We start from the raw sequence: 25,431 nt of genomic DNA, 5'->3' as shown, positions 1-25,431 counted from the left end.
ATGGGGCTGAAGGTAAAAGCTTAAGAAAAAATGATCTCATCAACTAAAATAAATGACAACGAAAATCCTGCACTATCTTCAGGGGGCCGTGGGGTAAAAGTACTTTTCATAGATCGCGACGGCACATTAGTTATTGAACCGGCAGATGAACAGGTTGACAGTTTTGAAAAGCTTGAATTTTATCCAAAAGTATTTGAATACATGGGTAGAATTGCACGTGAGCTGGATTATGAACTGGTAATTGTTACGAACCAGGATGGCTTGGGAACTGCCTCATTGCCTGAAACCATTTTTTGGCCAATCCAAAACTTTATTATCAAAGCTTTCGAAAATGAAGGCGTTAAATTTAACGGTGTTTATATTGATAAGACGTTTGCTAAAGACAACGCACCTACACGTAAGCCAAATACTGGTTTACTGACCGAATTCTTTGATAAAGAGAAATATGACCTCGAAAATTCTTTTGTTTTAGGAGATCGCCTTACGGATGTGTTATTGGCAAAAAATTTAGGCAGTAAAGCCATTTGGTTAAATGAAAACAGAGGTTTAGGTGATGGCGAAATTAACGAAAAGGCTGCTGAGCTAAAGGAGTACATCGCTTTAGAAACTACCGACTGGGCTAAAATCTATGAGTTTTTAAAACTTGGAGAACGCTCAGTCAAGCACATTCGCAAAACCAAGGAAACCGATATTTCCATAGAGTTAAACCTCGACGGAAGTGGTAAGGCTGAAATCTCTACCGGTATCCATTTCTTTGATCATATGTTGGAACAAATTGCCCGTCACGGTTCCATTGACCTCAAAGTAAAAACCATTGGCGATTTACATATTGATGAGCACCATACGATTGAAGATACGGGAATAGCATTGGGAGAAGCTTTTGCCAAAGTATTAACTGATAAACGCGGCATGGAGCGTTACGGCTTCTGCTTGCCAATGGATGATTGTCTTGCACAGGTTGCAATTGATTTCGGAGGTAGAAATTGGATTGTTTGGGACGCTGAGTTCAAACGTGAAAAAGTGGGTGAAATGCCAACAGAAATGTTCTTCCATTTCTTTAAATCATTCTCTGATGCTTCACATAGTAATCTAAATATTAAAGCCGAAGGCCTAAACGAACATCATAAGATTGAAGCTATCTTTAAAGCTTTTGCTAAGGCCATAAAAATGGCTGTAAAAAGAGATGCTACTAATTTAGCTCTTCCAAGCACCAAAGGGGTGTTGTAACCCCCTGGTCATTTCAACAAATGTAGCTGTCGTGCTGACGCAGGAAGCATCTGAAGCAATAAAGCTTAAAACGAACAGATGCTTCGTTCCGCAGCATGACAAAGCTATGATTATTTAAGGCAATAAAATGAATATTCAAAATAAGGAAGAATCAGGGGGCATCGGCATTATCAATTACGGTGCGGGTAACATTTTCTCACTGTGTTCGGCATTAGACCGACTGAATATCAGCTATAAACTTATCAACATTGTATCAGATTTTGATGGTTGCGAACGTTATATAATACCAGGCGTGGGACATGCAACGCCGGCCATGAAACAGCTAAATGATACCGGTTTAGTGCCCTTAATAAAACAGACTTCAAAACCTGTTTTAGGAATTTGTTTGGGGATGCAATTACTTTCATCATTCTCCGAAGAAGGAAACACGGATCTTCTCGACCTTGTTCCGATTAAAACTCTTCGTTTTACCGACGAAAGCCTTAAAATTCCTCATATGGGGTGGAACAGTGTGTTTCCAATAGAGTCAGAAACTATATTCAAGAATATTGATCAGGGAAGTTATTTTTACTTTGTACACTCTTATTACTTGGAACATTCTGACGAATATAGCTTAGCAACAACCAATTACGGACTTACATACGCTTCTTCAATTCGAAAAAATAATTATTTTGGAGTCCAGTTTCACCCTGAAAAATCAGGTAAAGCCGGAGAGCAATTGTTAACCAACTTTGCTGAATTACCAACTAGCTAACAACAACTAATACACTAAAAAATAGTAAAATGTACGTTATTCCTGCAATCGATATTTTAGATAAGAAAGTCGTTCGCCTCCGTGAAGGTAAATACGACGATAAAACCGTTTACGACGTCAGCTTAGAAGAAATGCTGGAAAAATACATTTCTTACGGAACCACGTTTGTTCATATAATTGACCTTAACGGTGCTAAAGGAGATTTCAGTAACCAGCAATATGTATTGAATGCAATTAAGAAATATGATATAAAGGTTCAATACGGTGGCGGTGTAAGAAGCATTGATAAAGTAAAAGAACTACTTACCATTGGTTTTCACCGTGTTATTGTAGGTACGCAAGCGATTACTGATCCTTCATTCCTTGAAAACTTAAGCAAAGAAGTTTGTGATCAATATAAATGCTCAGACCAAGTGGTGGTAGCTATAGACGTGTTAGACGAGGTGATCAAGTATTCAGGTTGGATGGAGTCTTCTCCGATAAAATTAATGGATTATATTGATCGCTGTACCAATCTCGGTTTCTTCCGTTTTCTTTGTACGGATATTGACAAAGACGGAAAACTTACCGGAAGCGGTGTCGAACTTTACAAAAAACTTCTTGATCATAAGCCGTTTATTAAACTGATCGCATCCGGTGGAGTAAGTTCTATAAACGACCTGGAAGCATTGAAAGAAATCAAATGCGAAGCTGCTGTTGTAGGTAAAGCCATCTACGAGGGTAAAATCAGTGTTGAAGAGATCAAACAGTGGAATTTACAATCGTTAGTAGCGTTGTAGCCCCCTAAATCCCCTAAAGGGGACTTTTCTCTGCATTACCATGAAAAACAAAATGTTTTTGGGGGCATCAGGGGTTAATTTTGTCAATGCCAAACAGCATAGAAACAATCCAACTGAAGCTGAAGTAATTCTTTGGTACTATTTATCAAAAAATCAATTAGGTGTACGATTTAGACGACAACACCCTATATTAAATTATATCGCTGATTTTTATTGTCATTCAGCTCGTTTGATTATTGAAGTTGATGGTGCTATTCATAATTTTCAACAAGAATATGATCAACTAAGAGACGCCGAGCTTTTGATCAATGGAATAAAAACAATAAGATTCACCAACAATCAGGTATTAAAAGAAACTGAGCAAGTGATAAATACAATAAAAGAACAATTAGCACAATCAAACTCCCCCTTCAGGGGGTCGGGGGGGCTAGCCAAGCGCATAATCCCTTGTCTTGACGTGAAGGATGGCCGAACCGTTAAAGGAGTTAATTTTGTTGAACTACGCGATGCAGGTGACCCTGTTGAACTTGCAATTCAATACTCGGAACAAGGCGCAGATGAGCTTGTATTCCTTGACATTACCGCTACTCACGAGAAACGTAAAACCCTTGTTGAGCTGGTAAAAAATATCGCCCGGAATATTAATATTCCTTTTACTATTGGTGGTGGAATTAATGAACTGTCAGATGCCGATGTATTATTAAATGCCGGTGCTGATAAAGTTTCTATTAATTCGGCAGCCGTACGTAATCCCGGTTTAATTAATGAATTTGCGAATAACTTTGGTAGTCAGTTTATAGTTGTTGCGGTAGATACAAAAAGACTTCCCAACGGACATATTGTGCATTTAAACGGAGGTCGTTTACCAACGGAACTTCATATCGAAAACTGGGTCAAAGAAGTACAAGACCGCGGCGCCGGTGAAATACTGTTAACCAGTATGGATCATGATGGAACCAAAAACGGCTTTGATTGTGAGCTACTGGGCGAAATTAACCAATGGCTCAAAATTCCATTAATCGCATCAGGAGGAGCCGGAAATATGGAGCACTTCACCGAAGTTTTTCAAAAAACGAATGTTGATGCAGCGCTGGCTGCATCGGTTTTTCATTATGGAGAGATTTTGATTCCCGATTTAAAGAAGGAATTAAGAAAGCAAGGGATAGTAGTAAGATAATAAATAGCATAAACCGCAAAGGAACAAAGTCGCAAAGTTTTCCTTAGTGCCTCTGCGTCTTTGCGGCAAATAATTATTTTTATGATTGACTTTTCAAAAGATGCTTCCGGATTGGTTCCGGCAGTAATTCAAGATAATCAAACGCTTGAAGTATTAATGCTTGGCTATATGAATACCGAAGCATATGAAAAAACAAAAGCAGATAGCAGAGTAACTTTTTTCTCTCGTTCAAAGAGTCGTTTGTGGACCAAAGGTGAAGAAAGTGGTAATTTTTTGAATGTGGTGAGCATCCATGAAGATTGCGATAACGATACCATCTTGATAAAAGCTGAGCCTGTTGGCCCTACCTGTCATACCGGTTCTCGCAGTTGCTTTTTCACAGATTACAACCAAAACTTTATTTTTGAGCTTGAAAAGATAGTAAATGATCGTTTCGACAATCCCAAAGAAGGCTCGTATGTAAATAAACTGCGCGAAAAGGGTTTAAATAAAATTGCACAAAAAGTAGGTGAAGAGGGTGTTGAAACCGTAATAGCTGCATTAAACGAAACCCGCGAAGATTTAATCAATGAAGCTTCTGATCTTGTTTTTCACTTAATCGTACTCTTACGTGAAAAGGGATTGACTTTAAACGATATTGCGCAAAATCTTGAGAAAAGGCACAAATAAAAAAGACCATGGTCCATGGTCTAATAAAACTATAATGATCGACGTAAAACTAAAAGCCCAGTTACCGGGACATAGAAACCCTATATTCACGATTGAGAATTCACAAAAGGATCATATTTTCTTTACAGGAGGGAATGATCTGGGTGTTGTTGAGTGGAGTTTAAAGACGATGGACTATGTGAAGGTATTATTACCTGTACAGAGTTCTGTGTATGCACTGCATGCGCCTACTTTTGGAAAAAATTTGTTGTTTATTGGTGAACGTAATGGCAAAGTTTCTGTTTTCGATTTTGAGGCTAAAAAAGTTATTTCCATATTAGCTTTTCATCTGAAACCTGTTTTCGACATCAAGTCATCCGAACGCTTAAATCAACTTTATACTGCTTCTGAAGACGGATCAATTGGCATTTGGTCACTCGATACATTGGAGAAAATTTACAATTTTCAGGTATCTGACCAAACCATACGCTCAATAGCTATCAGTCCGGATGAACGGCACATGGCCCTTGCTTGTCGCGATAATATCATCAGGATATTTGATTTGGATGGATTTGTATTATTACATGAACTTCACGATCATTCTATGTCTGTTTTCACCTTGCAATATTCGCCGGATGGCTCTTACCTTATTTCAGGAGCCAGAGATGCACAATTGAAGGTTTGGAATACGATGAACTATGAACTAAAACTAAATATTCCAGCCCATCTATTTGCGATCAATCATATCAGCTTCCATCCTACCCAGCCTTACTTTGCTACAGCCAGTATGGATAAAAGTATTAAGATTTGGGGAACGGAAGACTTTAAATTGTACAAGAAGATAGACATGACAAAAGAAGCAAGTCATCATAAATCAGTAAACAAGTTGGCATGGAGTCGATATGATGATTACTTGATTTCGGTAAGTGATGATAAAATGGTAATGGTTTGGGATATTGATTTTTAACTAACTGTTAAATTACAGAATTGATACATTTTCAATAAAAAGAATGATAGAAACAGGGGATTTTCTCCTAAAAGTTTAGTTCCTTTGAATTCGACCATTCTTTTTATTATGAAATATCTAATAACAACTATTTGTTTAATGTTTGTTGGATTAAGCCTCTCCCACGCCCAGCCCAAACATTTTGATGCAGATAATCTCTCTGTAAAACTGACACTTGTTAGTACTGATTATCAACATAAAACATCTGAATTCCTTTTTGAAATAGCTAATAACGGAAAGCAAACATTTCCTGCTGATGGTTGGACCATTTATTTTAATTCCAATATCTCAAAATATGAATCGCCAGAGTTAAAATTTGAACGCATCAATGGCGACTTTGACAAATTTTACCCAACTGATAAATTCAATGCGATTGCTGCAGGTTCTTCCATCCAAATTCGATTAAAGACCAATCGCGAAATGGATAATTTCACCGAAATCCCATCCGGATTTTATATCGTTTGGAATGATGAGCCTGAAAAAGGTTATAATTTAAAATTTGAATCGAAATATCTGCCGATAGTACAAGCAAAAAACTTGGTTGTTGCCGCTGCTGACTTTACTAAAAATACAGTGGTAAAAGATATTTCAGAAACAAAACTAACCAAGATTTTTCCTACGCCGCAAAATTACACTGAAACCTCAGCTTCTTACACTATCACTCCTTCAACCGTTATTTTTACTGACAAAGCGTTTGAAAACGAGGCAAATCTTTTTGCAAGCGATCTTGAATCATTATTGGAAAAATTAGTAGTTAAAACCAATGAAACAGGAAAAGGAATTGTACTGGAAAAGAATGCATCTGTTTCAAAGGAAGGTTATAAACTAAGCGTTACGAATGATCATATAAAAATCATTGCATCTACACCAGCAGGTGCATTTTATGCTCTGCAATCATTAAAAACATTGATCGATCCTAAAGCTTGGCAAACCAAACAGGCCTCCTTATTAATTAAAGGGGTGGACGTTATTGATCAACCACGTTTTGGATTCAGAGGTTTTATGATGGATGTGGCTCGTAATTTTCAGAACAAGCAACAGGTTCTAAAAGTTCTTGACGTTTTATCGCTCTACAAAATGAATGTGCTTCATTTCCACCTGAATGATGATGAAGGATGGAGAGTGGAAATCCCGACTTTACCTGAGCTTACAGAGGTAGGTTCTAACCGCGGACAAACAACTAATGATAAAAAGAACCTGGTTCCATCTTATGGTTCGGGAGCGCAAACAGGTTTATTAACCGGTAGTGGCTATTATAGCAAAGCTGATTTCATTGAAATATTAAAATATGCAACAGCTCGTCATATTACCGTTATTCCTGAGATTGAAACACCTGGTCATGCCCGTGCAGCCATTAAATCTATGGATGCTCGTTATGAGCGTCTTATGAAAGAAGGCAAAAAAGAAGAAGCAGAACGTTTTCTATTGCGTGATTTGAACGATAAATCAACTTATCGTTCGGTGCAAAACTGGAGCGATAACGTAATTGATGTGGCTTTACCTTCTACCTATACGTTTTTGGAAACAGTTGTTGACGACCTGGTTAAAATGTATGCAGAAGCAGGTGCTCCGCTTCAAACGATTCATTTTGGTGGTGATGAAGTGCCACGTGGAGTTTGGGAAAAATCACCTGCCGTGCTGGCATTAATGAAACAAAATGAATCTGTTAAAAGTATTGACGACTTATGGTATTACTATTTTGATAGGATTAATAGCTTGCTAAAACAGCGCAATTTATACCTATCCGGTTGGGAAGAGATTGGCATGCGAAAAGTGAGAACAGAAGCAGGTATGTATTACATCGCCAATCCAGATTTTGCAAATGAAAACTTTCACACAGACGTTTGGAACAACGTTCCGGGCACAGGAAATGAAGATTTGGCTTATCGCTTGGCAAACGCCGGCTATAAAGTGGTGTTAACTTGTGTAACAAACTTTTACCTTGATCTGGCTTATAATAAAAACTTTGACGAAATCGGGCAAAACTGGGGAGGTTATGTAGATATCAACAAGCCATTTGATTTTATTCCTTTTGATTACCTAAAAAATATGAAGGAAGACGATCGCGGAAATCCGTTGAATAGAGCGATTATAAAAGGTAAAGTGCCATTAACTGAAACCGGTAAACAAAATATAATTGGAATTCAGGCCCCTTTATGGAGTGAAGTGATCAAATCAAAAGAACGATTTGAATATTTACTTTTCCCTAAATTACTGGGCGTTGCAGAAAGAGCATGGTCAAAAGATCCGGAATGGGCTACAGAAAATGATGCTCCTAAAGCTGAACAATTATATAACCAGGCTTGGAATGAGTTTGTAAACATAATGGGAAAAAGAGAATTACCTCGTTTAAACTATTATGCAGGTGGGTTCCAATACAGAATACCTACTGCTGGTGCAATTACTAAAAACGGTAAAGTGGAAGCCAACGTACAGATTCCTGGTTTGATCATCCGGTATACTACTGACGGTACTGAACCTACTTCACAAAGTAAAATTTACTCAGCGCCGATTACCTTGAAGAAGTCTGTTATTCTGAAAGTGTTTAATTCAGAAGGCAGATCCGGAAATTCACTTAAAATAGAATAACGCGTTGTGCGATTTAAAATAACTCAAAAAAAGCCTAACAGTGCAATAAACACAGTTTGATGAATTATTTTCTTCTGCCGCTTTCAGCGGGACTCACTTTTTTCATGCAGTGTTTTATTTTAAAGGTATTCAAGAATGCTGCGCATGTTTTTCTTCAGCAAAAAAAGTATGCAAAAAATGCTCTCGGCTCAGCCGAAACTGCGTATAGTTCTCCGACAGGTTAGTGCGAGTATTTTAAATCATCTCTTCCGAACTGTACGAGGCGACTTTGGCTTATATGACAATTTATGCTTTGAATTCACATATGTGAAATCAAATCGCACTACGGGTTAGAATAGTTTTTGAAATAATTATTGCGTCGTATTGGCTTTAGCTTAACTGTACTGGTTTGGCTAAGGCCATTTTTATTATCCATATTTCGTTGATTGAAATCAATGGCGATGAAGTTCTTATCAATTGAAATCAACGGCAATGATAATCCTAACAAAATCTATGATTATCAATTTCGAATACAGAGACTTCACTACTACTTTACATCTCATAAATTAGAAGATTTGCAATACACAGTTAAAAAGTTTATCTTTTAGTATGTGCAGGATGCTGGCAAAAATAAGTGTATACCCCACAACAATAGTTGAGGAGATGTTGTTGTGCCCTACATCATTACATTATCTTTCCAGTCAAGGTCGAATGCCTGAAGACCCGGAAACCCGCGGCCCACATAATGACGGCTGCGGAATTGCGTATGTTAATAACAAATCTATTGAAATTCATAAAAGAGACCGGGAACATATTTGGGATAATTCCTATCGGTTAATTATCGAGAATGTTAAGTCTAATCTGTTTATTGCTCATAACCGGAAAGCGACGAAAGACCTCGAAGTAAATAAGGACCGATCTCATCCTTTCTATTATCAGCATTTTGCTTTTTGCCATAACGGAAGTGTTTACTCTTATATGGATGAAGCCCAGGATAAAGGTCTTACTGATACAGAGATTTTCCTACATCAATTGATCGATAAATCTAAAAATGCATCTCCTGAAACAATTTTTACAGCGCTATCTGAAATAGCCAATACAACAAACTATAGTTCGTTAACTGCATTTTTAATGGGAAATGATGAATTATTTGCCTGGAGAATTTTCAACGATAAAAACCACGAAAAGGCATTGCGATTTGAAGATTATTATACCCTATGGCTAAAAAAAACAAAAGATTCTGTGGTTATTGCCTCAGAACCTTTGGATCATAGTGACTGGGAAAAACTCCCTAATTTTTCATTTCTTCACTTTAAACCTGACGGAGATAGTATTCATCAGTTCCGAAAAAAAATAATTGGGCATTAATTAATTAAAGCTGCTAAGACGCAAAAATAACCGTGTCATCCCGAGGAACGAAGGATCTGTCAGTTTTTTGCAACAGATGCTTCCTTCGTCAGCATGACACAGATTTCTTAGCGCCATTGCGTGACGCTTATAGTATTCTTTTTATAATCCGTAGCTTATGCGAATATTGCTGGGTTTCTTCATTAAAGATACCCTGATGATCAATCGAATCTATGCGAACACGACCGGAGGCATGTATAATTTGATGGCTATTAATCAAAATTCCTACGTGGGTTATTCTACCTTCCGCGTTATCGAAAAATGCTAAATCGCCAAGTTTCCCTTCATTGATAAAACTAACCAATTCACCCTGATCAGCTTGTTGATAAGCGTCTCGCTTAAGTTTAATCCCTAATATTTTATAGCAAACCTGTGTAAAGCCAGAACAATCAATCCCTAAAATTGATCTTCCTCCCCATAAATAGGGAGCATTCAGAAACATTTTAAACAGGCTTTCCATATTTTTCCTTGGGTAGCTATCTGTTTCGTAGGCTTTACCTTTAAAGTAATATTTTTCATCTCCAACAAACACTGTATCCCCTCTGAATAAAGGCAAGGTTGATCCTGGCGAAAGATAATGTGAGTGTCCCAACGCATTGGTAAGGAAATTAAACGGAGAGGTGCAAACAAATTGCTGATGATCTGCCAACACTCCTAGATCTTCTGTACTTAATCCGAAAAATTGTTTATTCCCAACCCAACCTTCATATCCGTCGTAGGCGATTTTTACCTTTGACCACCCTTCGGTTTGTTCCAGTATTTCAAAAGTTTCACCAAAAAGCAACTGGGTAACAATTTCACTTCTGTCGCTTGCCTCCGCTCTTACCGGAATAACACTTAAATTGCAAATGCCATAAGGAGTTTTTAACTCCGGATGAGCTTGCAGTAATTCACCTTGTAGATTTGCTGTATTAGTCATAATCTCATAAACTGACTTTGTTCTATCAAAAATAAGAAAGGGAAACAACAATGTTGCTTCCCTTTCAATATTTTACGTTTTATAGCTAAAATGGTTATCTGATTTATTATTCAGCGTGTAACCAATCTTTTTTAGCCAATAAATCTTCTTTGGATTCACGGATGTCTTCATCATCAACACAACAATCAACCGGACATACTGCCGCACATTGTGGTTCATCATGGAAACCAACACACTCGGTACATTTATCAGGAACGATGTAATATACTTCATCAGAAATTGGCGCTTGCAAAGCGTCTGCATCAAGAGAAGTTCCATCACCGAAGTCTATTAAACCTTTTAATGCAGTCCCATCTGAAAACTTCCACGAAGCACCCGCATCATAAATGGCATTATTTGGGCATTCTGGTTCGCAGGCACCGCAGTTAATGCATTCTTCTGTGATCTTTATTGCCATATCATTAAACTTATTGGGGTTTTCTTAATTTTGTGCAAATATAACATTTCAGGAACGATTTCGTTTTTGAAAATAACAATTAATATGCCGCACACTTCAATTAATGACACTGTTAAGACTTTTGCTTCATTGGGCAAGGTACTTTTCAATCCATCCGACGAACTCAATTCACTGATCAACAGTGCAGAACATTATAACACCTGGTTTACTCCCGACTATACGAAAGAGGCCATCTTGGCAATCGCCAGGTCACTTTCTGAAGAAAACCTTTCGAAATGGCTGTCTGCCTACACCGATAAATGGAGCCAATCTGATGCTAAAACCGTTGGATTAATACTAGCCGGCAACATTCCGTTAGTCGGTTTTCACGATATCTTATGCGTATTAATATCGGGACACAAAGCACTTATAAAGTTATCTTCACAGGACAATAAGTTAATTCCTTATATCCTGAAAGAGCTTATTAAGATTAACCCGATTTATGCTGATAAGTTTGAATTTATAGAACGATTAAATGTTTTTGATGCTGTAATTGCCACAGGAAGCAATAACAGTTCCCGCTATTTTGATCATTATTTCGGAAAATACCCTCATATTATCCGCAAAAACAGAAATTCAGTGGCTGTTCTTACCGGTAATGAAACACCTGAAGATTTCAACCAACTGGGAAAAGATATTTTCTGGTATTTTGGTTTAGGCTGCCGTAATGTGTCTAAACTATACGTTCCTAATGGCTATTCTTTTATTAAGTTTTTCGAAGGGATTGAATCCTACAAACCAATTATTTACCATAATAAATATGCCAATAACTTCGATTATAATCTCACGTTGCTGATGATGAATCGTATTAAGTATTATGAAAATAACTTCTTAATGCTGAGCGAAAATGCAGGTTATGCCTCTCCTATTTCATCATTACATTATGAATTTTATGAAGACGAAGCAGCGTTAAAACAGCGTTTAAAAGATGATGCAGAACAGATTCAGTGTGTAGTTAGCAAAGGAGGCAGCTTCGGGAATAGCTTACCGTTTGGTAAAGCCCAACAACCCGAGCTATGGGATTATGCAGACGGTGTTGATACAATGGAGTTTTTGTTGGAGATGTAAATGTTTAATGTTTTGTCATGCTGAGGAACGAAGCATCTGTTACATATTCGCATTGAAGGAACAGATCCTTCCTTCGTCAGGATGACACACTAATTGTTATCATAGTTAGTATTAAATAAACGCGCAACCCGCAACACAAAACCCGTAATAATTTATATTTTTGAACCAAACCTTTTAAACTAACGATATTTTGTATATTTTAAAAGTCAAAGGAGTTGCTAAAATTCCTGATTATGTTCAGTTACGTGATGAGAAATTCACATTACTGGCTTATTTTCGTGTAGACAGGCCCGAGAAATCTTTAGAAAAAATTGGACTGGCTGAAAAACAGGAATATATATTGAACTTAGTAAAAGACTTACCTTTCGGAAAAATAGTAAAACTGGAGATCTGATGATTCAAAACGTAATAAAACTTGATAACGTAGATATTTACCAACAGAAACATCTGGTGTTGTCAAATGTTTCTTTAAGCATTGATAAAGGCGAATTTGTTTACCTGATCGGTTCTACCGGTAGTGGAAAAAGCAGTTTATTAAAAGTTTTGTATGCTGATTTGCATGTTCAGCAAGGACAAGGAATGGTTGCAGGCTTCAATCTGAAAAACATTAAAGATGCAGAAGTACCTTTTCTTCGTCGTAAATTGGGTATTGTGTTTCAGGATTTTCAGCTACTTACAGATCGTACAGTTGAAGAAAACCTTGAATTTGTTTTGAAAGCCACAGGATGGAATAATGACAAATCGATGAATGAACGTATCCTTGAGTCATTGGACAATGTAGGTATGCGTTCTAAACTGAAAAAATACCCACACGAGCTTTCAGGAGGTGAACAGCAGCGTATTGTTATTGCACGTGCCTTGTTAAATCATCCTGAAATTATTTTGGCAGATGAGCCAACCGGTAATCTCGATCCTGATATTTCAGCAGAAATTTTATTACTACTAAAAAAGATCAGTGAAGCTGGAACTGCTGTTTTAATGGCTACACATGATCACTATACAATCAATAAATTCCCTCAACGAATCATCAAATGTGAGAATGGAAAATTGATTGACAATGCGGTGCTGACACTTTAAGTCCATGGACAATAGTCCATAGTCCATAGTGAATATCTGACTCAGGATTCAATCTATGGACCATCGACTATGGTCTAACAGAACTGACTTTTTAATCAACAAATTCTGCAAAAACTGACAGCCTGTCGGTTAAATAGTTATTGGCAATATTTTTGACGTTGCTGCATTAATTCACAATAACCTTATAAATCAACCTGAGATATGTTGAAGAATAAGAAAAAACACATGGAAAATAAAGATAATCAGTTTCACGAGGAGTTTATAGATAACACTGCCGATGCGGCGGAAGTTCAGGAAAGTATGGCAGTAAGTGAAGAAGTAGAGTCGCCTGAAAAGGTTTTAAAGGAAGAATTGGATCTGGCGAATGAAAAATATCTTCGTTTGTATGCTGAGTTTGACAATTTCCGTCGTCGTACTTCTAAAGAACGAGTGGATTTAATTCAAAGTGCCGGAAAAGATGTCATTAAGTCTTTACTTCCCATTTTAGACGATTTTGATCGTGCTTTCAAGTCCTTTGAAGGAAAAGAAAACGATCCGGCTATTGAGGGAGTAATACTCATTGCCAACAAATTTAAAAATGCGCTCACACAACAAGGTGTTAAAGAAATGGAAGCTATCGGTTTACCGTTTGATGCCGATTTGCACGAAGCAATTACTAATATCCCTGCTCCTTCTGATGATATGAAAGGCAAGGTAATTGACGTGGTTGAAAAAGGATATTATTTAAACGATAAGGTAATTCGTTACGCAAAAGTAGTTGTAGGAGCTTAATAGCATGTCGACCAAAAGAGATTATTACGATATTTTAGGTGTTTCACGGTCAGCTAGCGCTGAAGAAATCAAAAAAGCTTACCGCAAGTTAGCGATTAAGTACCACCCTGATAAAAACCCTGGTGACAAAGAAGCCGAAGACAATTTTAAAGAAGCAGCAGAAGCTTATGAAATACTGAGTAATGCTGAAAAACGTCAGCGCTATGACCAGTTCGGTCATCGTGCGAGTGCAGCAGGAGGTGGTGGATACGGCGGAGGTAACATGAATATGGATGATATTTTCAGCCAGTTCGGTGATATTTTCGGTGGAGCACATCCTTTTGAAAGTTTCTTTGGTGGCGGCGGTGGACGTAGCAATGGTGGACGTAGAGTACCAAGAGGATCTAATCTTCGGATCAAAGTAAAACTTACTTTGGAAGAAATTGCTAACGGTGTTGAAAAAACTATTAAAGTTCAAAAACAAGTTAGCTGTACAACCTGTAGCGGAACAGGAGCTAAAGGTGGATCTTCTTTTAAAACCTGTTCAACTTGTAATGGAAGCGGAAATGTGCGTCGTGTAACCAACACCATTTTAGGTCAGATGGCTACTACAAGCACCTGCCCTACTTGTCATGGTGAAGGACAAATTATTACCGACCGTTGTACATCTTGTCACGGAGAAGGTGTTGTAAGAGGAGAAGAAACCTTAAAAATCAATATTCCTGCCGGTGTAAGTGATGGTATGCAACTTTCGTTAAGTGGTAAAGGTAATGCGGCTCCTCGCGGAGGTGTAGCAGGTGACCTGATCATCTTAATCGAAGAAGTAGAGCACGAAACGCTTAAACGTGATGGCAATAACATTGTTTACGACTTGTATTTAAGCTTTGCTGATGCTGCATTGGGTACTTCAGTTGAAATTCCTACAATCGATGGCAAAGCTCGTATCAAAATTGATCCGGGAACACAAGGCGGAAAAATCCTTCGTTTAAAAGGCAAGGGTATTAAAGAGGTGAACAGTTATGTTCGTGGTGATCAATTAGTACACGTAAACATCTGGACACCTAAAAATCTTTCAAGTGATGAAAAAGCAATACTGGAGAAATTGAAAGACTCTCCGAATTTTAAACCGAATCCGGGTAAAAATGAAAAAAGCTTTTTTGAAAAAATGAAAGAGTTTTTTGAATAGTAAGATTCAAGATTCGCACTAGATAAATAAAACAAACCCTTCCGACTAATTTGGAAGGGTTTTGTTTTTTATATTGATAGTATCTATTCAGCAGGGTTACAACATTTAACTATTTTGTAGAGGAAATATCTGTGTTCATAACTTCCCTCTCTTCCGTACGCGTCTGGTTCCATCCTGCAAACTTTTGTATTAAAACCACTAAAGGTATAATAGTGAGATGTGTTATAGTCATTCATTGACACAATGTAATACCTTACCGATATGGCAACTACTTCATTATTTTTAAACTTTGACAAAGGTACTTTTACACCATTACCAGGATCATGATACCAATAAGGTGTGGGTGGAGTAAATGTAAATGGGTCAATTAAAAGTTTACTTTCAGGACCAACAAAGTAATGGTTATCATAAATAATTCCTACATTATTGTCTGGCTGGATATATAAATAATCCTCATCCATATAAATTTTAACGTATCCCCATTTTTCATCAAAGCTTTCATCGATGTATTTATTCCCATCGTAAATCCTAACCAATTTTGACACTGGTGCCATGAGTTCCTCTCCACAAGTTTGAATTGGTACTCCTAAGTCATTCACGTGTTTTTCAGAAGTATTTAAATATGGGCAGGCTTTGTCAGCATCTTTCTGACAGCTTAGGAAGCTCACCAGAACTCCCATAAGTAGTAGTGTTTTTTTCATAGAGCGTAAGTATTATTGTTATTCAGTTGTTTCACAACAAGGAAAGACTTTGTATGGTACCTGAGTTGGAGAGAATAGATTCCAATAAACAATATAAGGCCCTAGATAAATATTATCGACCAATAATTTGGGTTCTACAATTAGTTTTACATTAGGATTAAAATCTGACAGCGGAATCTTAAGGATTAAGTTAACATTAGAAGTGTACTTCTTTGTGTCCTGAACCACTCCCTCCGGATATACAAAAACCTCAAAATCTATATCATCATCAAAATACCACCCGGGATCATCTAATACCTTAACATATAAATACTTGCTATCATTATATACTACAAACTTTCCATAGAACGTATAACCGTCAATTGGATATCCATAAGTATCAATATCATCAAAAGGGTGATCTTCCGGGACGGAATAAGAACTGTAATAGCCGTAAGGGATGATCAACTCTTCTCCACAAGTCTGTATGGGAACCCCTAAATCATTCACGTGTTTTTCAGTTGCATTTAAATATGGGCAGGCTTTGTCAGCGTCTTTCTGACAGCTTAGGAAGCTCAGCAGAATTCCCATAAGCAGCAGTGTTTTTTTCATAGTGCGTAAAGATTAATTCGTTATTCATTAGGTCTGCAGCATGGATTAATTGTATATAGAAAATAACGCGGATATATAGTATAACCGACATAATCATATTTATATTCGGGAAGCCCCTCCTCAGCGACATAAGCAAGATTATCAGAATAGAAATATCCTTCGTCACCATCTATTCGGTACTTTGAATAGAATAATATGGCCACTTTCTCATTAGGAGAAAATGTATTTAGAGGAATTTTGTACTTTGGTGTTTTACTTTGATGAAAATATTTCGTTTTTTTTTCAGGATCATCTTGAATCAAAATATTTTCAGGACCAACATAAATTAAATAATCATACTCATAGTTATTATCTATATTCTCGTATTCAAAATATAAGTATTTGGCATCTTGATAGACCTTTAATTTTCCATAATTTTCTACAAACCAACTATTGCCAGGTTCAAACAATTGAAATAGTTTATAAAAAATTAAGTCTTTAACTATCGTTTCCCCACACGTCTGTATTGGTACCCCTAAATCATTTACATGTTTTTCAGTAGTATTTAAATAAGGACAGGCTTTGTCAGCATCTTTCTGACAGCTTAGGAAACTCACTAGAATCCCCATAAGTAGTAGTGTTTTTTTCATAGAGCGTAAAGATTAATTCGTTATTCATTAGGATTACAACAAGGTGAAATCTTATAGGTAAATGAAGAATTAAACCGAGTTACATTTCTGGATACATAGCTATAAAGTGAGTATACCTCGTCCCCATATATAAGCCATTGAGAATAATCTGATAAATATTTAATTTTCAACAAATTAACACCACCTAATTCTTGAATTGAAATCTTCCACATCCTATCACTTTGATATTCTGGCTGATATTCAATTGTTTCATCATAAGAAAGAATCTGAATATCACTACGTCTTAGTTCAATGGTTTCAAAATAAACATATTGATAGTCATTATAGATTGTAAGAAATCCATTAGAAGTTGTTGTAAGTCCTCCAAAATCAGTTCCATCACTGTCTATGAGCCCTTGGGTTTCAGATATGATTACCGAATCTTTAATCGCCTCTCCACATGTCTGTATCGGTACTCCTAAATCATTTACATGTTTTTCTGTGGTATTTAAATAAGGGCAGGCTTTGTCAGTATCTTTCTGACAGCTTAGGAAACTCACTAGAATCCCCATAAGTAGAAGTGTTTTTTTCATAGAGCGTAACGGTAATATAGTATGAATATACTAATTTACCTTGCTCTTTTTCAATAACTTACCTCCTAAATCAACAAAATATTTTTCATACTGGTAAACTAATCTCCCAATTAAAACAGTTGCTACTAGCACAAATGGAAAAACGTACCAGAATGGCCAACTGAGTTTGTTTGCTGCCAGGAATTTCATCAATAAGAAGTAAACAAAAGGATGTAACAAGTACAAGGAAAAACTAACTGAAGCCAACCAGTCGCTCCAATGATTTAACCAGTCGCTTTTAAATTTAACTTTCAGGTAGAAATAAAGAACAACTAATATTACACTAACCGAAAGCAATACTCTATTTAACCCGGTAACAATTGATAATGCATAATTTTTATCACGAACATTTACCCATCCGGAAAGAATAAATAATAACAACCCCAATACTAAATAGCCCCAATGGTTTTTCATTGGTTTTATTCGGGGAATCATTACTCCTATCCAGAAATAAAGAAAATGATTAAGCGGATAAGAATAGATTTTCCACCCTGCAGGCAATGATGGATATTTTTCTAATAAAACAGCAGTTATAACAACAAACGCTCCTAATGCCAGCAGAACTAACACACTCCAATACTTATTACGTAATGATAACCATAGTAAAAACGGAAAAAAGACGTAGAAAAAAAATTCAACACCTATCGACCAACCACCCGTAAGCATAGAGTAACCGGGTTCAACCAAACCAAACAATAAACTAAAATTTGCGGCTAATCTTGATAGCAAGGCCGCATCAATTGTTTTTGAATAAACCCAAATCGATAACACACACAACAAGCAGTATAAGGGAGCAATACGAAAATAGCGTTTCAGGTAAAAGGCCTTGAGTTCTGTTGATTTAAGCGACGTAAACTTATCCTGATAAATATATCCCATGCTAATTCCGCTAAGCAAATAAAACAGCGCAACCATGTAAATTCCGAGCTTTTGCGTTACATAGGAGCCTCCATCAAACATATCCCTGTTTTGCCAAAATGATACGTGATAAAATACGATCAACAGTGCAGAAATCCCTCGCACAGCATCCAAACTGTATATACGTTGCTTAGCCATAGGCTTTAAAATTAGTAAAATGAATTCCACATATATACATAATAAGAGGATAAATTTCCTCGCCGTTAAGTTTCTTTTTAAATAGTTGATATTTTGAATATTGTATTATATTTGAAAGGTCTACGTACCAGATCATGCTGTCGCTCTATCAATTAAACCAAAAAACGCAGGTATTATCTCTTTTATGAAGAAATTCTACATTCTCTTTTTAATTTCCTTTTTCTTCGGTATTTCCTTTGCTAAGGCGCAAGCCGAGATTTATCAAACATTAACCAAATCTGCAGATTCTTTATTCAAAGCAAAAGAGTACAAAAAATCAACATACACTTATACTTGGGCTTTCAGAGTAAATGGATGGAGAGGCACTATTGCTGATCGCTATAATGCTGCACGAGCATGGTCGATGTTAGGCGTTCCTGATTCTGCCTATCACCACCTGTTACGCATGGCGCAACAAGCTGGTTTTAGCGATTATGAACGTATCATTAACGATGAGGCATTAACGTCATTACATGACGACCGACGTTGGGGAACGTTATTAAAAGCAGTTCGCCGTAACGAAGAAAAAGCTGCTGTTAATATGGACCGCCAGTTAAAGATGCAACTTGAAACTATAGGTGAAAATATCAAAAGTAATCATGCCAAACTGGATAGTTTAAAACGCTTAAAACCACAAAACCCTGTAGCAATTGCCCAATTAACAAGAGAGGTGGCTGTTAAAGATTCTGCCTATAAAGAAGTTTTAGCCGATTTGTGGAATACTGTGGGCTGGGTAGGGCCAGGACTAGTTGGAAGAAAGGCTAGCGAAGCCCAGTTGTTGGTACTAAAATATGCCAGCTCTTATACTCAAAAAAAGTATCTGCCAGAATTGAAAAAGGCTGTTCGTAATTATATCGTAAATCCTTATCAACTCGCTATTCTTGAAGATATTATAGCACTCTCAAACGGTAAAAAGCAAATTTATGGCAGCCAGGTTGCCTGTGATGAAAATGGGAAGTATTACCTTCCTCCTATTGCCGATAAACAAATGCTGAATGAATTAAGAGCCGAAGCAGGTCTGCCTCCTATTCATGAATTTTTAAAACAATACGGTTTAACATTATAGCATTTTCTGATATAAAGAAATAATGCAGGTCGTCCATAAAAAGGGCGACCTGTTTTTTTAAGCAACATTTTTAAAAATTAGTTTCATTTGTAAAACTTTCGCGCAGAAGGAGAATTGATTGTATATTTTTCTAACTTGAACATTCAAATCTGAAATATGTTAAGCATCCGCAATATTGTAAAACAATACGCCAATCATACTGCATTGAGTGGCGTGAGCATAGAAATTGAGAAGGGAAGTGTATTTGGACTTTTAGGCCCAAACGGGGCAGGAAAAACATCTCTTATCCGCATTATAAATCAAATTACTGCACCAGATAGTGGCGAAATTTTGTTCAACGGCGAACGCCTTTCTTCTAAACATATTGAACGAATTGGCTATCTACCGGAAGAAAGAGGATTGTATAAAAAGATGGAAATTGGAGAGCAGGTACTGTACCTTGCTCAGCTAAAAAACTTGAGCAAATCGGAGGCAATTCAGCGTGCCCGTTATTGGTTTGAACGTTTAGAAATTCAAAGTTGGTGGCATAAAAAGGTAGAAGAACTGTCAAAAGGAATGCAACAAAAAGTTCAATTTGTTGCCACTGTGATGCATCAACCCGAATTACTTATTCTTGATGAGCCATTCTCCGGATTCGATCCTATTAATGTTGATATTATCACCCGTGAGATTTTAGATTTAAACAAACAAGGAACAACAATCATATTCTCAACTCACCGCATGGAATCAGTGGAAACACTTTGTGACTCTATTGCTTTGATCAATAAATCGCAGAAGATTCTGGATGGAAAGGTCAGAGATATCAGGTATGCATACAGAAGTCATTCATACAAAGTAACTTATAACGGCCATATAATAAATGACGGTTCTTCTCTTTTTGAGATAATGAAGCAACACGAAGACGATCTCCATAAACATATGACAGTTAAACTACATGGAGAACGTACTGCAAATGATCTTTTACAATTCCTGATACCTCAAGTACAGGTTGCCGGTTTAGAAGAAATTATTCCGAGCATGCACGATATCTTTATTGCCAAAGTGAAAGAAACAGGCGGAATTTTACCGGAAGAGTTACAATAGTTAATAACCAACTACAGAAAAGATTCAATCTATCATCAATGAATAAGATATTACTCATTATAAGTCGCGAATACATGACCCGTGTCCGCAAGAAATCATTCATCATATTAACCATCCTTGTACCCTTATTAATTATGCTGATGTATGCCGGGATTATTGCTCTGGTATGGAAAGGAGATGAATTAAGCGGACCAAGAACGGTTGTTGTTGTTGATGAAAGTGGTGTTTTTAAAGGCAAACTTAAAGACGAGAAAACCATTAAGTTTTCCTACCTGGATATTCCATTAGAAGAAGCGAAGAAGATCGTTAAAAGCGGCGAGAATAGCTATTTACTCTACATTCCCAAATTTGAAGGTTATCAACCGACAAACATTCAGTTAATCTCTCAGAAACAAGCAGGATTAAGCTTCAGTTCCGATGTTGAAAAACACCTCGAAAATGTGCTGCGCGATAAAAAACTGATCGAGGCCGGAATAGATCAAAAGGTACTGGATAACTTAAAAACCAATGTATCTGTAAGTACGAAAAAGCTGACTGAAAAAGGCGAAGAAGCCGGAAGTTCGGGAGCTGCTTTTGGTGTTGGAATGGTCTCCTCAATCCTGATCTATATGTTTATTTTCATCTATGGAGTTCAGGTAATGCGTGGGGTAATTGAAGAAAAAACGAACCGGATTGTAGAAGTAATTATATCTTCAGTTAGACCATTTCAGCTGATGATGGGTAAAATTATCGGTATAGCACTGGTAGGTTTAACACAATTCTTATTATGGATTGTGTTGACCACTACAATCAGTTCTGTTGCGATGAAAGTGCTTGTTCCGGATAGCGCTCAAACTAAAATTGAACAGATGCAGAAAAATCCGGCCGCAGCTAATGCAACGGCTCAAAATAATAATCCGGCTGCTGATTTCTTTGACGCAATGGGTACAATCTCCATTCCATTAGTTATCGGTTGCTTCATCTTTTATTTCTTAGGTGGTTATTTACTGTACAGCGCTATCTTTGCTGCTATAGGTTCTGCTGTGGATAATGAAACAGAAACGCAGCAGTTTATGATGCCGGTAACACTGCCTCTGGTATTTGCTTTTATATTCTCTATAAATTTTGTGGTAAATAATCCCGACAGTCCTATTTCTTTCTGGATGTCGATGATTCCTTTCTTCTCTCCCGTTGTAATGATGGTGCGTATACCTTATGGAGTAGCCGGCTGGGAACTTGCCTTATCCATGTTTTTATTGATCCTTGGATTTTTAGGAACCGTTTGGCTTGCAGCAAAGATCTATCGCACAGGAATTTTGATGTATGGCAAGAAAGTGAGTTGGAAAGAGTTGGGCAAATGGTTGTTTTATAGATAATTTATCTCTAGGAGATTAAGTATAAGATAAAGTTCATGTATTGACAGTTGCAAAATTAAATCTCATTTCTAAAGGGTGTGTTTATACAGTATTCCCTTAAAATCCAACGAGTACTATATACTTCTTTAGACGCTTTCAGCGGGACTTACTTTTTTTCTACAGCGAAAAAAAAGTAAGCAAAAAACGCCGCCGCTGCGTACAGTTCTCCCGCGGTTATTGCAAGAACTTAAATTAGCTCTTCCGAACTGTACAGGGCGGATTACACATTTGTCAGTATTAACATCAATTGAGTAATGCTATCTATTATTTGTTGGCTTTATGTTTCTGATTCAATATTATTTTGATCCGTATAAAAGATAAAAACATTTTCGAAAAACGTTAAACAACAATGTTTAGCGTTTTTTGTTAATTATCTTTGTATAATGAGGCAAACCAATAAATAAAAAGTTTTCCTTCGATCTGTTATTTAACCCAACACTTTAATTAAACTGATGAGACTTGCCGTAATTGACATGGGTACTAATACTTTTCATTTATTAATTGCTGAACTAAAAAACGGCTTAATGGAAGAAGTATATAAAGAAAATCTACCTGTAAAATTAGGTGAGGGAGGCATTAACAAGCGTATTATCGTAGAGTCTGCTTTTGAAAGAGGGATAAATGCGGTAAAACATTTTGAAGATAAAATACTTGAGTTTGGTATTGAAACACTAAAAGTTATTGGCACTTCTGCCTTAAGAAATGCCCGTAACGGACAAGAATTTGCGGATAAAGTAAAAGAAATTACCGGGTACGAAGTCGAAATTATTGATGGAGACCGGGAAGCAGAATATATTTATTCAGGTGTAAAAGAAGCAGTTAATCTTCACAATCATAAATCGTTAATTATTGATATTGGAGGAGGAAGTGTTGAATTTATTATCTGTAATGATCAGCAATTATTTTGGAAGCAGAGTTTCGAAATTGGTGCATCTCGTCTGATTCAGAAATTTCACTTGAGCGATCCTATTTCAGAAAGCGAAATAGCTGAATTGGAGAGTTATTTTGAAGAAAAACTACATCCTTTATTTGAAGCTACTTCCATTTACAAAATAGATCAATTGGTGGGTTCAGCTGGTTCATTTGAAACATTTGCCGATATGATTGCTCATCGGTTTTATACGCCTCAATTAACAGAAAACATCATCTCTTATAAGTTCAACTCAGAGGAATTTGAGCAGATCTACGAGCAGATAATCAAGTCTACGCATAAAGAACGACTGCATACCCCGGGATTAATTACCATGCGTGTAGATATGATCGTTGTGGCGGCTATCTTAACGCACTTTGTACGCCAAAAATTAAAGGTACAGCGAATGCACCTGTCGGGTTATGCATTAAAAGAAGGGGTTATTGCTGAAATGGCGAAGGAAGCGAAGAAACTTGTTTAGTTCGTTAGGGTTGCGGATTTCGGATTAAGTGTTTCGAATTTCATGTTACGGATTACGTGTTACGGGTTTCGGGTTCTGCACTAAACTTCGGAGAGGTCTAACCTTAATAGAAATAGGAAGATTTGAAAAAATTAATTCCGTATAGGACTTATGTTTTAGACTCGATGTATAACCTATACGATTATTCTCCGCCTATAGAGTTATAAGTTTTAAGTATCAATCCTCCAACTTTTCCGATTGATTCGTTAATTGCGAATAGCTAAACACTTAACGCGTAACTCGCAACCCGTAACCCATAATTATAACTCAATCCCCAATAAATGTTTGTATAATTTCTCTGTCGGTAATCCCATTACGTTTGTGTAGGAGCCTTCGATTTTGGAGATCTTATTCATTCCTATCCATTCCTGGATACCGTATGCTCCGGCTTTGTCGTATGGTTTATAGGTATCGATGTAAAAATCTATTTCTTCATTGGTCATCTCCTCCAAATGAACGATCGTAACATCGTAAAACGAATCTATTTTATGCTTATGAAGTACAGAAACTCCGGTTATCACCTGATGCTGAGTTCCACTCAGTAAATTGATCATTCTTACTGCGTCTTCTCTGTCAACCGGCTTGCCTAAAATTTCATCGTTAATGCAAACAATGGTATCGGAAGTAATTACTATTTCATCCGTAATGCTTGCATCAAAAGCCTTAGCTTTTTTGTCGGAAATATATACTGCAACTTCTTCGGGCAAAAGTGTATCAGGGTAAGATTCATCTACATCCTTTAACACCACATCGAAATTAAAGCCCATGGCTGTTAACAATTCCTGGCGACGAGGTGATTTAGATGCAAGTATTATTTTCATAATTTTAGTGATTACACAAGCCTAGTTCCGATATGGGTCAGAATGATTACGCCGTGCAATTTTAATTAAATTGTATTACCAGATAAACCCTTGTTGGTCGTCCATCCATTTCCCTTGTACTTTCATTACCTTCTCGATCACATCGCGGGCAACACCTTTACCTCCGTTTAATGGAGAAATATAAGTTGATACTTCCTGTATTTCTGGTACTCCATCATTCGGACAAGCAGCGATTCCTACCTGGCGCATTACAATAAAGTCAGGGATATCATCACCTACATATAAGACCTGTTCTTTTGAAATGCCTTTTTCAACAAGCAATTTTTCAAAAACTTCGATCTTCTTTCCTGCTCCTAAAAAGATATCCTTTATACCCAGGCCTTCCAGGCGTTTACGAACTCCCTCAGAAGTACCTCCGGAAATGATTGCTACATTATAGCCGCGTTTAACTGCTAATTGCAGCGCATATCCATCTTTAATATTGAAACTACGTAAATGATGACCATCTTCGGTTACTAAAACTGATCCATCCGTCAACACTCCGTCAACATCAAAAATGAAAGTGGTAATATCTTTCAGTTTAGGCAGAAAACTCATGAGAATTTGTGAATTTGAAATTTGGGAATTTGAGAATGTAATTAGGAATTGAAAAGTATTATTCTCAATTTTTCACCTTCTCAAATTCCCAAATTAATATTATTGATTATCTCTCCACTCGTACACCCAAGCACTTTGAATTTGCTCCAGGTGACCTTCGTTACACTCTTCTTTAGTACCTTTGAAATTAGGTAATGAAAGTACCCACTCCATCAATTCGGTAAAACGAATGCGGTAGATCTTAGGTTCACTGAAATCGTCTCCAAATTTATCATACAATCCCATGGCGATATCTTCGTAATCGTTCCATTTAATGGGTAAAGCATATTTTTCTTCTATCATATTATTTCA

General features: G+C 36.9%; 27 protein-coding genes and 1 pseudogene. 18 read left to right on the top strand and 10 right to left on the bottom strand.

The genetic code is table 11. The annotated features are described in order from the left end of the window. Positions 1–30: 30 nt before the first annotated feature. From hisB to SOLCA_RS04485, 9 genes and pseudogenes are all read left to right on the top strand, one after another. On the top strand, positions 31–1,227 hold the full coding sequence (gene hisB, locus SOLCA_RS04520; RefSeq protein ID WP_014679268.1) for a bifunctional histidinol-phosphatase/imidazoleglycerol-phosphate dehydratase HisB: 1,197 nt from the start codon (positions 31–33) through the stop codon (positions 1,225–1,227). 127 nt (positions 1,228–1,354) lie between these two features. Next, complete coding sequence (gene hisH / locus SOLCA_RS04515; RefSeq protein ID WP_014679267.1) at positions 1,355–1,981, top strand: imidazole glycerol phosphate synthase subunit HisH; 627 nt, start codon at positions 1,355–1,357, stop codon at positions 1,979–1,981. Positions 1,982–2,010: 29 nt separating this feature from the next. After that, a complete protein-coding gene (gene hisA, locus SOLCA_RS04510) occupies positions 2,011–2,760 on the top strand; it encodes a 1-(5-phosphoribosyl)-5-[(5-phosphoribosylamino)methylideneamino]imidazole-4-carboxamide isomerase (protein ID WP_014679266.1) in 750 nt (249 codons plus the stop codon). A 40-nt stretch (positions 2,761–2,800) separates the two neighbouring features. After that, positions 2,801–3,139: pseudogene (locus tag SOLCA_RS23580) on the top strand (endonuclease domain-containing protein); the annotation flags it as partial. Further along, positions 3,137–3,937 carry an imidazole glycerol phosphate synthase subunit HisF gene (gene hisF, locus SOLCA_RS04505; RefSeq protein WP_042480680.1) on the top strand — a complete coding sequence of 267 codons (801 nt, stop codon included), beginning with the start codon at positions 3,137–3,139 and terminating at the stop codon, positions 3,935–3,937. The pseudogene SOLCA_RS23580 and the gene hisF, both read left to right, overlap by 3 nt. Positions 3,938–4,018: 81 nt before the next feature. Then, entirely contained in the window at positions 4,019–4,606 is a 588-nt protein-coding gene (gene hisIE, locus SOLCA_RS04500; protein ID WP_014679264.1) for a bifunctional phosphoribosyl-AMP cyclohydrolase/phosphoribosyl-ATP diphosphatase HisIE, read from the top strand. Positions 4,607–4,640: 34 nt separating this feature from the next. After that, on the top strand, positions 4,641–5,552 hold the full coding sequence (locus tag SOLCA_RS04495; RefSeq protein ID WP_014679263.1) for a WD40 repeat domain-containing protein: 912 nt from the start codon (positions 4,641–4,643) through the stop codon (positions 5,550–5,552). A 108-nt stretch (positions 5,553–5,660) separates the two neighbouring features. Then, positions 5,661–8,180 (top strand): family 20 glycosylhydrolase, encoded by a 2,520-nt coding sequence (locus tag SOLCA_RS04490; RefSeq protein ID WP_157604509.1) that lies wholly within the window; start codon positions 5,661–5,663, stop codon positions 8,178–8,180. Positions 8,181–8,777: 597 nt separating this feature from the next. After that, positions 8,778–9,527 (top strand): class II glutamine amidotransferase, encoded by a 750-nt coding sequence (locus SOLCA_RS04485; RefSeq protein ID WP_014679260.1) that lies wholly within the window; start codon positions 8,778–8,780, stop codon positions 9,525–9,527. A 127-nt stretch (positions 9,528–9,654) separates the two neighbouring features. On the opposite strand, the gene SOLCA_RS04480 is transcribed toward SOLCA_RS04485, so the two are convergent. Both SOLCA_RS04480 and SOLCA_RS04475 read right to left on the bottom strand, forming a co-directional pair. Continuing rightward, entirely contained in the window at positions 9,655–10,485 is an 831-nt protein-coding gene (locus SOLCA_RS04480; RefSeq protein ID WP_014679259.1) for a C40 family peptidase, read from the bottom strand. Positions 10,486–10,591: 106 nt separating this feature from the next. Further along, positions 10,592–10,942, bottom strand: coding sequence for a 4Fe-4S dicluster domain-containing protein (locus SOLCA_RS04475; protein WP_014679258.1), 351 nt, complete (start codon positions 10,940–10,942; stop codon positions 10,592–10,594). A gap of 84 nt (positions 10,943–11,026) precedes the next feature. Between SOLCA_RS04475 and SOLCA_RS04470 the strand changes: the two genes are divergently transcribed. From SOLCA_RS04470 to dnaJ, 5 genes are all read left to right on the top strand, one after another. Next, positions 11,027–12,049: an acyl-CoA reductase gene (locus tag SOLCA_RS04470; protein WP_014679257.1), complete on the top strand. Its 1,023-nt coding sequence runs from the start codon at positions 11,027–11,029 to the stop codon at positions 12,047–12,049. A gap of 190 nt (positions 12,050–12,239) precedes the next feature. Then, the gene (locus SOLCA_RS04465; RefSeq protein WP_014679256.1) at positions 12,240–12,443 is read left to right on the top strand and encodes a hypothetical protein; all 204 of its coding nucleotides are present in this window, start codon (positions 12,240–12,242) and stop codon (positions 12,441–12,443) included. Then, on the top strand, positions 12,443–13,126 hold the full coding sequence (locus SOLCA_RS04460; RefSeq protein WP_014679255.1) for a cell division ATP-binding protein FtsE: 684 nt from the start codon (positions 12,443–12,445) through the stop codon (positions 13,124–13,126). Before SOLCA_RS04465 ends, SOLCA_RS04460 begins: the two co-directional genes overlap by 1 nt. A gap of 201 nt (positions 13,127–13,327) precedes the next feature. Further along, the gene (locus tag SOLCA_RS04455; RefSeq protein ID WP_014679254.1) at positions 13,328–13,897 is read left to right on the top strand and encodes a nucleotide exchange factor GrpE; all 570 of its coding nucleotides are present in this window, start codon (positions 13,328–13,330) and stop codon (positions 13,895–13,897) included. A gap of 4 nt (positions 13,898–13,901) precedes the next feature. Beyond that, positions 13,902–15,062, top strand: coding sequence for a molecular chaperone DnaJ (gene dnaJ, locus SOLCA_RS04450; protein WP_014679253.1), 1,161 nt, complete (start codon positions 13,902–13,904; stop codon positions 15,060–15,062). Positions 15,063–15,145: 83 nt separating this feature from the next. Here dnaJ and SOLCA_RS04445 read toward each other — a convergent pair whose 3' ends face one another. The 5 genes from SOLCA_RS04445 to SOLCA_RS04425 are packed head-to-tail and all read right to left on the bottom strand — an operon-like array spanning position 15,146 to position 18,650. Next, positions 15,146–15,763 carry a hypothetical protein gene (locus tag SOLCA_RS04445; protein WP_014679252.1) on the bottom strand — a complete coding sequence of 206 codons (618 nt, stop codon included), beginning with the start codon at positions 15,761–15,763 and terminating at the stop codon, positions 15,146–15,148. 18 nt (positions 15,764–15,781) lie between these two features. Next, a complete protein-coding gene (locus SOLCA_RS04440; RefSeq protein ID WP_014679251.1) occupies positions 15,782–16,354 on the bottom strand; it encodes a hypothetical protein in 573 nt (190 codons plus the stop codon). A gap of 20 nt (positions 16,355–16,374) precedes the next feature. After that, a complete protein-coding gene (locus SOLCA_RS04435) occupies positions 16,375–16,983 on the bottom strand; it encodes a hypothetical protein (protein WP_014679250.1) in 609 nt (202 codons plus the stop codon). A gap of 20 nt (positions 16,984–17,003) precedes the next feature. Beyond that, positions 17,004–17,534: a hypothetical protein gene (locus SOLCA_RS04430; protein ID WP_157604508.1), complete on the bottom strand. Its 531-nt coding sequence runs from the start codon at positions 17,532–17,534 to the stop codon at positions 17,004–17,006. Between the two features lie 51 nt (positions 17,535–17,585). After that, positions 17,586–18,650 carry an acyltransferase family protein gene (locus SOLCA_RS04425; protein ID WP_014679248.1) on the bottom strand — a complete coding sequence of 355 codons (1,065 nt, stop codon included), beginning with the start codon at positions 18,648–18,650 and terminating at the stop codon, positions 17,586–17,588. A gap of 184 nt (positions 18,651–18,834) precedes the next feature. Between SOLCA_RS04425 and SOLCA_RS04420 the strand changes: the two genes are divergently transcribed. From SOLCA_RS04420 to SOLCA_RS04405, 4 genes are all read left to right on the top strand, one after another. Beyond that, entirely contained in the window at positions 18,835–19,755 is a 921-nt protein-coding gene (locus SOLCA_RS04420) for a DUF6624 domain-containing protein (RefSeq protein ID WP_014679247.1), read from the top strand. A 156-nt stretch (positions 19,756–19,911) separates the two neighbouring features. Then, on the top strand, positions 19,912–20,838 hold the full coding sequence (locus SOLCA_RS04415) for an ABC transporter ATP-binding protein (RefSeq protein ID WP_014679246.1): 927 nt from the start codon (positions 19,912–19,914) through the stop codon (positions 20,836–20,838). 38 nt (positions 20,839–20,876) lie between these two features. After that, the gene (locus SOLCA_RS04410; protein ID WP_014679245.1) at positions 20,877–22,193 is read left to right on the top strand and encodes an ABC transporter permease; all 1,317 of its coding nucleotides are present in this window, start codon (positions 20,877–20,879) and stop codon (positions 22,191–22,193) included. 491 nt (positions 22,194–22,684) lie between these two features. Continuing rightward, a complete protein-coding gene (locus SOLCA_RS04405) occupies positions 22,685–23,623 on the top strand; it encodes a Ppx/GppA phosphatase family protein (protein WP_014679244.1) in 939 nt (312 codons plus the stop codon). Positions 23,624–23,922: 299 nt separating this feature from the next. Here the strand turns inward: SOLCA_RS04405 and SOLCA_RS04400 are convergent, their stop codons facing one another. From SOLCA_RS04400 to iscX, 3 genes are all read right to left on the bottom strand, one after another. After that, positions 23,923–24,483: a Maf family protein gene (locus tag SOLCA_RS04400; protein WP_014679243.1), complete on the bottom strand. Its 561-nt coding sequence runs from the start codon at positions 24,481–24,483 to the stop codon at positions 23,923–23,925. Between the two features lie 75 nt (positions 24,484–24,558). Then, a complete protein-coding gene (locus SOLCA_RS04395) occupies positions 24,559–25,080 on the bottom strand; it encodes a KdsC family phosphatase (protein WP_014679242.1) in 522 nt (173 codons plus the stop codon). A gap of 99 nt (positions 25,081–25,179) precedes the next feature. Further along, positions 25,180–25,422 (bottom strand): Fe-S cluster assembly protein IscX, encoded by a 243-nt coding sequence (iscX, locus tag SOLCA_RS04390; RefSeq protein WP_014679241.1) that lies wholly within the window; start codon positions 25,420–25,422, stop codon positions 25,180–25,182. Positions 25,423–25,431: the final 9 nt, after the last annotated feature.

Origin of the sequence: Solitalea canadensis DSM 3403 (genome assembly GCF_000242635.2) — a bacterium.
GTDB lineage: Bacteria > Bacteroidota > Bacteroidia > Sphingobacteriales > Sphingobacteriaceae > Solitalea > Solitalea canadensis.
The sequence above is the reverse complement of the archived record's forward strand: the minus strand, read 5'-3'. Positions and strand labels throughout refer to the sequence as shown.